This window comes from Catenulispora sp. GP43 (assembly GCF_041260665.1).
Classification (GTDB): Bacteria; Actinomycetota; Actinomycetes; order Streptomycetales; family Catenulisporaceae; genus Catenulispora.
Window position 1 is genome coordinate 46,792 of sequence record NZ_JBGCCT010000022.1, and the last position, 10,732, is coordinate 57,523.

At 70.6% G+C, this 10,732-nt stretch carries 7 protein-coding genes and 2 pseudogenes; 8 read left to right on the forward strand and 1 reads right to left on the reverse strand.

Features of this window, described 5'->3' with window-relative positions:
- The first annotated feature begins 21 nt into the window (after positions 1-21).
- The 5 genes and pseudogenes from ABH926_RS35635 to ABH926_RS35655 all read left to right on the forward strand — a co-directional run bounded on the left by ABH926_RS35635 (position 22) and on the right by ABH926_RS35655 (position 6,121).
- A complete protein-coding gene (locus tag ABH926_RS35635; RefSeq protein ID WP_370370370.1) occupies positions 22-438 on the forward strand; it encodes a hypothetical protein in 417 nt (138 codons plus the stop codon).
- 130 nt (positions 439-568) lie between these two features.
- Positions 569-3,712, forward strand: a complete 3,144-nt coding sequence (locus ABH926_RS35640; protein ID WP_370370371.1) for an amino acid adenylation domain-containing protein — start codon at positions 569-571, stop codon at positions 3,710-3,712.
- Between the two features lie 32 nt (positions 3,713-3,744).
- Positions 3,745-3,939, forward strand: a pseudogene (locus tag ABH926_RS35645) (thioesterase II family protein); the annotation flags it as partial.
- Between the two features lie 296 nt (positions 3,940-4,235).
- Positions 4,236-5,147 (forward strand): proline iminopeptidase-family hydrolase, encoded by a 912-nt coding sequence (locus ABH926_RS35650; RefSeq protein WP_370370372.1) that lies wholly within the window; start codon positions 4,236-4,238, stop codon positions 5,145-5,147.
- Positions 5,144-6,121, forward strand: a complete 978-nt coding sequence (locus tag ABH926_RS35655) for an ACP S-malonyltransferase (protein WP_370370373.1) — start codon at positions 5,144-5,146, stop codon at positions 6,119-6,121. Before ABH926_RS35650 ends, ABH926_RS35655 begins: the two co-directional genes overlap by 4 nt.
- Here ABH926_RS35655 and ABH926_RS35660 read toward each other — a convergent pair.
- Positions 6,104-6,355, reverse strand: coding sequence for an acyl carrier protein (locus ABH926_RS35660; protein WP_370370374.1), 252 nt, complete (start codon positions 6,353-6,355; stop codon positions 6,104-6,106). The two genes, ABH926_RS35655 and ABH926_RS35660, sit on opposite strands and share 18 nt — an antisense overlap.
- 76 nt (positions 6,356-6,431) lie before the next feature.
- Between ABH926_RS35660 and ABH926_RS35665 the strand changes: the two are divergent.
- From ABH926_RS35665 to ABH926_RS35675, 3 genes and pseudogenes are all read left to right on the forward strand, one after another.
- A pseudogene (locus ABH926_RS35665) lies at positions 6,432-7,505 on the forward strand (AMP-binding protein); the annotation flags it as partial.
- 450 nt (positions 7,506-7,955) lie between these two features.
- Positions 7,956-9,491 (forward strand): AMP-binding protein, encoded by a 1,536-nt coding sequence (locus ABH926_RS35670; protein WP_370370445.1) that lies wholly within the window; start codon positions 7,956-7,958, stop codon positions 9,489-9,491.
- Positions 9,488-10,732 (forward strand): type III PLP-dependent enzyme, encoded by a 1,245-nt coding sequence (locus tag ABH926_RS35675; protein WP_370370375.1) that lies wholly within the window; start codon positions 9,488-9,490, stop codon positions 10,730-10,732. Before ABH926_RS35670 ends, ABH926_RS35675 begins: the two co-directional genes overlap by 4 nt.

Genomic DNA, 10,732 nt, shown 5'->3' on the forward strand with positions numbered 1-10,732 from the left:
ATCGGCAACGGGAGTAGACCAGTGGCCCACCGCACCAAGACCGTCCGAGCTGCGGCGCTCGTTCTCGTGCTCGCGTCCGCGGCAATCGGTGTGTCGGCGTGCTCATCGACGCCGGCGGTGTCGGCCAAGACCACGTCCTGTGCCGACTTCGCCACGCTGATCGCGGCCGCGGTCAGCGGCAACAACGGCGCCACGGACCAGGCCACGACCCTCAAGAACGGGCAGGCGCTGGCCCAGAGCCTCACCCAGGAGGCCGCCGCTGCGACCGATCCGAGCGCCAAGGCGGCCATGACCGCGTTCGCCGCCGACTACACGTCACTCGTCTCGGCCATCGGAAAGGCTGACGCCGGCGACAAGGCGGCGGCAGCGGACGTCACCACCATCTCGGCGAAGGTCACGTCGGATTCGGCGGCAGTGAAGAGCGTCTGCGGAAACTGATACCTGGCAAAGCCACGTCCGGCTGGCAAACGTGTGCGAGTTCATGGCACGGCGCATGTGTGTTGTGAGGAATGGTTCTGGGCGGATTCCGGGTCTCGCAAGGCAGCGGCAGTGTGAGCACACTGGCGACGTGATCCCTACTGCCGAGGCTCCGTCGGTGCTCGCCATGTTGCGCCGTAGTGCTGCGCAGCGCCCAAAGGTCGTCGCTGTCAAAGACGCGAGTAGAGAGCTGACCTACGAGGAGCTCCTCGACGAGGTGCACCTTCTCGCCTCGCATTTGCGGAGCCTCGGTGTCCGGCCTGGCGCGCTGGTGGCCAGTTGCCTGCCGCGCGGTGTCGCGGCGGTGGTGACGCAGGTCGCGGTGTTCACCGCCGGCGCGGTGCATGTGCCCGTCGATCCGGGGCATCCCGACGCGCTGGTCCGGCAGATGCTGGCCGGAGTCGGTGCCCGGTTCCTTGTTGTGGAGCGGGAACGTACCGTCATCGGGGACGTCCGGCAGGTTCTGTTCGGCGACGCGGCGATCGGCCGGGCGTCGCCGGACGCGGGGTGGCCGGGGTGGCCCGAGCCGGCCGCGGGTGCGCTGGCGTACGTGATCCACACGTCGGGCAGCACGGGACGGCCGAAGCCGGTGGCGGTGTCGCACGGCGCCATCGCCAACTCCACCCAGGCCCGCCTGCTTCGCTACGGCAGCCCGATCGGCGAGTTCGCGTACGCCCACGCGATGACCTTCGACCTATGCATCGCAGTCGTCTGGTGGACTTTCGCCATGGGCGGCACGCTGAGGATGCTCGCGGCCGACCCGGGCGGACTCCTCGGCGACCTCGTGGAGGCACTGTCCACCGGCGGCACCACGCACACGGAGATCACGCCGTCGCTGTATCAAGCCGTTCTATGCTCGGTGGACAAGCCGGCGCCGACGCTGCGGATGGTCGTGCTGGGCGGTGAGAGCGTTCCCGCCGAGTTGGTCGAGGAACACTACCGGCGGATGCCCGATGTCGAGCTGGTCAACGAGTACGGTCCGACCGAGGCGGCGGTGTGGTGTGCCGGCGCCACCCTGCGTCCCGGTGAGGATGTGGTCATCGGCACTCCGGTGCTGAACACGGAAGTCCTGGTGTTGGACGCCGACCAGCGGGTGCTGCCGCCGGGCGAGTTCGGTGAGCTGTGCGTCGGCGGGGCCAACCTCGCGGAAGGCTATCTCGGGCAGCCGGAGTTGACCCGGGCCAAGTTCGTGCCGCATCCGGCGGACCCCGCGCGCCGGGTCTACCGCACCGGAGACGTGGGGCGGTGGCGCGCGGACGGCCTGCTTGAAGTCCGGGGCCGCATCGACGACCAGGTCAAGGTGCGCGGCTACCGGATCGAGCTCGACGGTGTCGCCGCGGTGTTGCGCGGTGCGTCCGGAGTCCGCGAAGCGGTCGTCGTGAAGCGTGATTCGGAGAGTCTGGTGGCTTATGTCACGTCGGCGTCCGAAGGCGCGTCGGCGGCTGAGACGCTGCGGGCCGAGGTGCGGCGCCACGCGGAGAAGTCGTTGCCCGAGTACGAGCGTCCGTCGACCTACGTCGTGCTGCCCCGGATGCCGCTGAACAGCAACGGCAAGATCGACCGGACGGCGCTGCCCGAGCCGCCGGTCCGGCGACCGGAGCTGAGCACTGCCTACGTTCCGGCGACGCGGCCGGACGAGCTGCGGGTCGCCGCGATCTTCGCCGAACTGCTCGGCGTGGACCGGGCCGGTCTGCACGACGACTTCATCGAGCTGGGCGGCGACTCGCTGTTGGCTGCCCGCGCCGCGCACCGCCTGGGCGACGAGTTCGCTGTGGACGCGCCGATCAGGGTCGTCTTCGACCACCCGACGGTGGGACGCCTGGCCGCCTGGCTGGTCACCGCACCGCTCCGGAGCCACCAGGTTGCCGACCCGCCCGAGCCGGACGTCGGCGACCGGCTCCCGTTCAGCGCGTTGCAGTACGCGACCTGGGAAGAGGACCAGGCGGCGGGCTGGAACATCGTCGCCGGCCCGGATTTCACCCTGTCGGTCACCTATCGGATCAGCGGACCGCTCGACGTCGCCGCGCTCGGCGACGCGGTGGACGAACTAGTCGGTCGGCACGCGGCGCTGCGGTCATCGCTGCATATGCGGCCAGGCGAGGGCTACCAGGTAATCCGGCCGGCGAAGACGGGGCTGCTGCGGACGGCGGGGCCCGGGACGGAGCCGGGGGATCTGCTGCGGACCGAGCCGCTCGAACCGGCGTCCGGGCGGGTGTTCGCGGCCGACCTGATCAGCGCCTCCGACCTCGAACACACGTTGTCCCTGCGAGCGCATCACATGATCTCCGACGACTTGTCGATCGCACTGATCGAGCGTGAGCTGACCCAGCTCTACGAGGGCTTCCGGCTCGGCCGCGACTCCGGACTGGAGGCGGTGCCCGACTACCGCGCCGTGATCGGGCAGCCCGTACCGGCGCCTACTTCGGCCGATCTGGCCTACTGGGCCGAGAAGTGCAGAGGCGCGAAGCCCATCGAGCTCATCCCCAGACAACGGATACAGAACGCCACGGCGGACCAGCGCACCAGACTGATCCCGGACGAGGTGGCGGACCGGGGCACCAGAGCGAGCAACCTCGTCGTGCCCGCAGCGGAGTTCCTGAGCTTGGTAAGGGCGAACCGGGTGACACTGCAAGCCGCGCTCTACGCGATGATGCACGCGCTCGTAGCAGCCGACACCGGTGATCCCGAGGTGCTTCTGCACACCGTCAACGCGGCGCGGCGCACTCCGGAGCAAGAACGGACGGTCGGACTGTTCGTCGACGTGGTGCTGCTACGGCAACGGGTTAGCGCCGGGATGTCCTTCGTGGACAGCTTGCGGTGCGCGGCCGACGAGCTGAACGCGACTTACCGGCATGCCAACGCCGATACATCCACGCTCTGCGAGGCGGTACCGGACCTGCTGACCCTGATGTCTCAGAACCAGTGGGTGACCTTCGAGGCGATCGCGCCGGTGACCGGCCTGAAGCTGGCAGACTGCACGATCCAGCGCCGAGAACAGTTCCAGGACGGCTACGAGGGACTGGACTACCAGCAGCCGGTGGAGCTGAACGTGATAGCCCGGCAGGAGGGAACCGCGCTGCGGCTGGTCGCCCAACACGACACGTCGTTCGTCCCCGCGCACTATGTGGACGGCCTGCTGCGGCGGATGCGGGAGATCATCGTCGCCTGCGGTCAGGACGGCGACCGTCCGATGGACGAGGTGGTGTCGGCAGACCCGTGGCTGCGCGCGCTGTGACGACGACCCGACCTGGATACCGAGTGCCCACCATGCCTGTAGCCATCGACCGTGACCTGTGGATCCGCAGGTACCACCCGTCGCCGGACGCTCCCGTCCGCCTACTGTGCCTTCCGCACGCGGGCGGATCAGCGTCCTTTTTCCGCCCGGTGTCGCAGGCCCTGGCGCCGAAGGTCGAAGTGCTCGCCGTGCAATATCCCGGACGCCAGGACCGCCGCGGCGAACCGTGACTTCGATCTGCGGGTCTTTCCCGGCGGCCACTTCTACCTGGCCGAGCACGCCCCCGAGGTGGTCCGGCACATCGCGGACCGACTCGATCGCCTCCCCCGGGATCGAAGCCGGAGTGAACCGGTTTGGCGGCAGCCGTGCTGCCGAATCCGGGCCGACCCCTAGCTACCCCGGATTCGGACAAAGCGGCCTTCGGCCCCTAATTTCTGTCCGTTCCCGGGATGTCATTCAGGGGCTGCCACGGCAGACGGCCGAGGGCATGATCGAGGTTGTCCCGCGTGCGAGGAGAGCGAACATGGCGGTGGCCTCAGTCGCCACAGGTTGGCTGCCGTTCGGAGAGTTCCGGACGTGGTACCGGGTCACCGGAAGGCTGGACGGCGAAGCGCCGCCGCTGGTCGTCGTGCACGGTGGTCCCGGCAGCAGCCACGACTACCTCCTCGCGCTGAGCTCGATGGCCGAGGACGGCCGGGCGGTCGTGCACTACGACCAGCTCGGCAACGGCGGATCCACCCGACTGCCCGACCGCGGCGCGGAGTTCTGGACGCCCGGCCTGTTCCTGGACGAGCTGGCGAACCTGCTGGAAGGGCTCGGCATCGCCGAGCGCTACGTGCTGTTCGGGCAGTCCTGGGGAGGCATGCTCGCCGCGCGGCACGCCGCCGACCGGCCCGCCGGACTGCGGGGTCTGATCATCGCCAACGCCCCGGCCTCGTACCGGTTGTGGCGCAGCGAGATGGAGGTGCTGCGCGCCGCTCTGCCCGACGGCGTGGACGAGGTACTGCGGCGGCACGAGGCAGCCGGCACCACGGACTCCGACGAGTACTTCGAGGCGATGCGGGTGTTCTACGGCCGGCATGTCTGCCGCATCGAACCGTGGCCCCGGGACTACCTCGCCTCCTTCATGGAGACGGCCGACAACCCGACGGTCTACCGGACGATGAACGGCCCGAGCGAGTTCCACGTCATCGGCACGTTGCGGGACTGGTCGGTCGAGGACCGGCTGCCCGAGATCTCCGTGCCGACGCTGGTCCTGTCCGGCCGGTACGACGAGGCCACCCCGGTGACGGTCCGTCCGTTCGACGAGCTGATCCCGGATGCCCGCTGGGAGATCTTCGAGGACTCCAGCCACGTGCCCCATCTGGAGGAGCCCGAGCGTTTCCACGCGGTGGTCTCCGGTTTCCTCTCCGGCCTGGAGACGCGATCCCGATGAGCGACGACGACCTGCCCGGCCCGGGCACCGCCCTGGTCTTCCCCGGCATGGGGCCGACCCGGTTCGCCGACCTCGGCAGGTTCCTGCTGCTCGACCGGCGCGCCCGGCGCCTGACCGCCACCGCCGACGCCCGCCTCGGCTACCCGCTGACGGACCGCTTCGCCGCCGCCGAAGGCGACTATTCCGAGTACGCGCAGGTGTCCTTCTTCGTGGCCTGCCTCGCGCTCGCCGAGTGGGCCGAGGACGAGCTCGGCATCGAGCCGATCGCCTGCGTCGGGCCGAGCTTCGGCGAGAAGCCGGCCGCCGTGCGCGTCGGGGCGCTGTCCTTCGAGGACGGGGTGTGGATGACGGCCCGGATCGCGCGCTGCCTTCAGGAGTACTTCGCCGTCGAGCACTGCGACGTGGTGACCCACTCGTTCGCCCGGGTTCCCGAGGAGCGGGTCAGGGAGCTGCTTGACGGGCACGCCGCGCGTGGCGGCTGGTCGGACATCTCCTGCTACATCGATCGTGACCTGTTCATGGTCTCGCTGCGGGAGACGGATCTGGAGTGGCTGGAGCGCTCCGTGCGCTCGCTGGGTGGCCTCTCCCTCTACACGATGCGCCCGCCGATGCACTCCTCCGCGTTCGACGGGCTGCGCCGCATGGTCGCCGAGGAGGTTCTCGCAGAACTCGCATTCGCCGACCCGCTCCTGCCGCTGATCGCCGACCAGGACGGATCCGTGGTGAAGGACGGTACGGGAGCGCGGGCCATGCTGCTCGACAGCTTCGTCCGCCCGCTGCGCTGGCCCGAGGCCGTCGCCGGGCTGCGCGGCCTCGGTGTCGAGCGGGTCTGCGTGGCCGGGCCGGACAGCCTGTTCGGCCGGGTCGGCTGCACGACGAGGGCCTTCGAGGTGGTCTCGGCCACCCCTTGGCTCGCCCTGCAGCCGCGCCGCCGGGCCGGCCCGGCACCCGGCGGATCAGGTGGTGGTCGTTGAGCGCACCGCCGCGAGCGCCAGCCACAGAACGGCCGGGGTCGCAAAGGTCTCCATAGTCAGAGACTCTTCCGGGAAACGCATTTGGTATTCGGATTCCAGTACCGAGAGGAGTTCCACCGTGCCCAAGGAATCAAGTCCGTATTCCCGGAGTGAGGTGTTCTCCTCAAGCGGTTCGCGTTCCGGGAGAAACGGCAGGTAGCTGCGGATGAGTTGCTCGAATTGCGAATCCCACATGAGCCGGAGCATACCGAGAAGTGTGTCTGACGCAACATAGCCCCGTAGGAATTCCCTTCGCGGTAGAGAGGAGAACATGGAAAGGGTAGTCGCGGGCGCTGTGCATGAGCGCTTTCTGCGCGGGCTCGCGCTGACCCCGCGCGGCCCGGCTGTGTGCTGCGCCGGTGCGTCCGCCACCTACGAAGAGCTGCATGACAGGGCACTGCGGCAGGCCGGGGCCCTTGCCGAGACCGGCGCCCGCACCGTTGCGGTCCTCGCGGACAAGGAGCCGGTTGCTTACGCGGGCATCCTCGCCGGTCTGTACGCCGGGGCCGCGGTCGTGCCGCTCCGCCCCGACTTCCCCGCGGCCCGAACCCGGCGGATGCTCGAAGCATCCGGCGCCACCGCGCTCATCGTCGACGAGTGGGGTGCGGCGCTCACATCCGAACTGCTCGGCGAACGCGCGGATGTCGCCGTGTTCGGGCCCCGATCCACTCCCGCGTCGACCGCGCTCGACGAGCCCCGCGGCGTCCGCCCCGAGGATCCCGCCTTCATCCTGTTCACCTCGGGATCAACCGGGCGTCCCAAGGGCGTGGCTGTCACGCACGGCGCGACCGGGCACTACTTCGGGCTGCTCGACGCCCGCTACGACTTCGGCCCCGGCGACGTCTTCTCGCAGTCCTTCGACCTGAACTTCGACTGCGCCGTCTTCGATCTGTTCACCGCGTGGGGTGCGGGGGCGAGCCTGCAGACCGTGCCGCCGTACGCCTACCGCGATCTGCCCGCGTTCCTGAACGAGCGGCGGGTCACCGTGTGGTTCTCCACTCCCGGAGCGATCGCGCTGGCCCGGCGCACCAGCGGACTGTTCCCCGGTTCCCTGCCGGGCCTGCGCTGGTCCCTGTTCGCCGGCGAGGCGCTGCTGTGCCGCGACGCCGCCGACTGGCAGCGCGCCGCGTCGAATTCGACCCTTGAGAACCTCTACGGGCCCACCGAGCTGACCGTGACCGTTGCCGTACACCGGTGGTCGGAGCCGCGTTCGGCGGCGCTGGCCGTCAACGGCGTCGTGCCCATCGGGAGCGTGCACGGCGGACACGACCATGTCCTGCTTGACGAGAGCGGCCAGGTCGTCGAGGACGAGGGCGAGCTCTGCGTCACCGGGCCGCAGCTGAGCCCCGGCTACCTCGACCCGGCCGACGAGACCGGCCGGTTCGTGCACCGCGAGGGCCGGCGCTGGTACCGCACCGGCGACCGTGTGCGCCGGATCGAAGGGGGCGAACTGGCCTACCTGGGCCGTGCGGACTCCCAGGTCCAGGTGCACGGCTGGCGTATCGAACCCGCCGAGGTCGAGCACGCGCTGCGCACCGGGACCCCGGTGCGCGACGCGGTCGTGGTCGGCGTCCCGAAACACGGCACCACCGAACTCGTCGTGTTCTACACCGGCGAGGCCGTGCGCCCCGTCGAGCTCGCCGTACGACTGCGCGAAACGCTGCCCGAGACCGTGGTGCCGCGTCACTTCCACCACGTGGAGGAATTCCCTGTGAACGCCAACCGGAAGATCGACCGCGCCCGGCTGACCGAACACGCGCTCGCGCTGCACCCGGCCGTGCCGGAGGCCCCTTTCGTGGCGAACGGTCCGGCCGCTTTCGTCCACACAGTGCTCGACGAAGCCGCGGGCGAGGTCCCCGACGCCACGGCGGTGCGCGACGCGGTCGGCGCGTGGACCTACCGCGAACTCGACGAGCACAGCCACGCCTTCGCCGCCTGGCTGGCCGGGCACGGTGTCGGCCCCGGTGACCGGATCCTCGTCCAGTTGCCCACCGCGTGCCCGCAGACCGCGATGTTCTACGGGACCTCCCGGCACGGCGCGGTGTTCGTCCCGATCAACCCGGCGATGAAGCCCTTCCATCTCGGATCGGTCATCGACAGCGCCGAGCCCCGGCTGATCGTTGCCGCCGACGCCGAGACGCCGCGCCTGCGCGAGCTCACCGACACACCGGTACACGGCTTCGACGGCGTCTGGCACGAAGTCGAGTCGCTGCGCGAGCAAGGCGCGCGGGCCAAGGCCGCCGGGGCGCACCCGGAGGATGTCGCAGTACTCGTCTACACCTCGGGCAGCACCGCGGAGCCCAAAGGCGTGATCGAACCGCACGCCCAGATCACCTTCGCCTCCCGCGCCATTCAGGCGGTGCTCGGCTACCGGCCGGACGACGTGGTCTTCTGCCGCTTCCCGCTGTCCTGGGACTACGGCCTCTACAAGGTCCTGCTGGCCTGCCTGGGCCGGTCGCAGATCGTGCTCGCGGGAGAGGAGTCCGACCTCGCCCTGCTGCGCCGGATGCGCGAGGTCGGAGCGACGATCGTGCCGATCGTGCCCTCACTCGCCGCGATGCTGACCACGCTCGCCGCCCGCGAGGACCCGTCCGCCGGCCGCGCCCCGGTCCGCCTGTTCACCAACACCGGCGCCGCGCTGCCCGCGTCCACGACGGAGGCGCTGCGGGCGGCGTTCCCCGGGACACGCGTGGTGCGGCAGTTCGGGCAGACCGAGTGCAAGCGCATCTCGATCATGCCCCCGGACCAGGACGACCAACGGCCCGACTCGGTGGGCCTGCCGCTGCCCGGTACCAGAGTGCTGATCCTCGACGACGCCGGGCGCGAGCTGCCGCCCGGGCAGACCGGGGAGATCGTCGCGGCCGGCCGGCACGTGATGCCCGGCTACTGGCGGTCCGCGGAACTGACCGCCCGCGCCTTCCGCCGCGATCCGGCCACCGGCGAGCCCCGGCTGCACACCGGCGACTACGGCCGCCTCGACGAGGACGGCTACCTCTACTTCGAGGGCCGCCGCGACGACATGTTCAAACGCAGGGGAATCCGGATGAGCACCTTGGAGATCGAGGCCGCCGCGATGGACATCCCCGGCGTCCGCGCGGCCGGCGCGGTCCCGCCGGACGGGGAGCGCGACCTTGCGCTGTGTGTGGAAGCCGACCTGCCCGGGCACACAGTGCTCCGCGAACTTGCGCGCCGTCTGGAGCCGGCCAAGGTGCCCGCGATCTGCCATGTCGTGGCCGAGTTCCCGTTGACCGCGCACGGAAAGAACGCGACCGCCGAACTGGCCCGCCTGATCGACGCGGCGCACGTGACCGCGGACCGGGCCCGCCGATGACCGCGCCCGACGTTGCCGAGCTGGCTGAGCGCTATGGCACCCCGTTGTACGTCTACGACCTCGACGAGGTGACCACGGCGCGCGACGAGCTGGTCGCGTCGTTGCCCGAAGGATTCGAGCTCTACTACGCGCTGAAGGCCAACCCGCATGTCGACCTCGTCCGAGCGGCGCGCGAGGGCGCGGAGCGGATGTGCCGGGCCGAGGTCAGCTCGACCGGCGAACTGGACGCGGCGCTCGCCGGCGGCCACCCGGCCGGGAACTGCCTGTACACCGGGCCCGGCAAGACCGACGCCGAACTCGACCGGGCTATCAGCCTCGGCGTGCGCACCTTCTCCGCCGAGTCCCCGTCGGACCTGCGGCACATCGGCGCCGGCGCGCTGCGGCAGGGCGTCACCGCGCGCTGCCTGCTCCGGCTGAACATCGCTTCGGCCGGTGCGGCCACCGGCATCCGGATGACCGGGCGGCCCTCCCAGTTCGGCATCGACGGCGAGACCATAGCCGAGACCCTGCCCGCGCTCCTGCGCACGCCGGGCACCCGGGTGGTCGGCGCGCACTTCTTCACCATGAGCAACGCCGCCGACGCCGACAGCCTGCTCGCCGAGTACGAGCACGTCATCGCGACGGCTGCCGCCCTCGGCCGCGATCATGGCCTTCCGCTGGAGCTGCTGGACCTCGGCGGGGGATTCGCCGCCCCGTACGCGGTGCCGGGCCGCCGCACGCCGTATCCGAAGCTGCGCGCCGAACTCGTCCGCCTGCTCGACCTGCATCTGCCGGACTGGCGTGCCGGCCGGCCGCGGCCGGTGTGCGAATCAGGACGTTACCTCGTGGCCGGGAGCGGGTGCCTGGTGGCCCGGGTGGTCAACGTCAAGCGGGGCCGCGGCGGTCCGTTCGTCGTGCTCGACGCGGGCATCAACGTCCTGGGCGGCCTGTCCGGGATCGGCCGCCTGCTGCCGGCCGCCGTCCAGTTCGAACCGGGCCAGGAGCCGGCGGCCGAACGCGGCAGCCTGGTCGGGCCGCTTTGCACACCGGGCGACAGCCTCGGCCGGAACGTCGAGCTGCCGTCGCTGGCGCCCGGAGATCTGGTGACGATCCCGAACGTCGGCGCCTACGGCCTGTCCGCGAGTCTGGTGCACTTCCTGAGCCGGCCCGCTCCCGTCGAGGTGACGCTGCGCGGCGGCGAGGTCGTCTCGGCCACGCGCCTGGAACAGCGCCGCACCAACGTCGAGCAGGCCCGGCGGTGA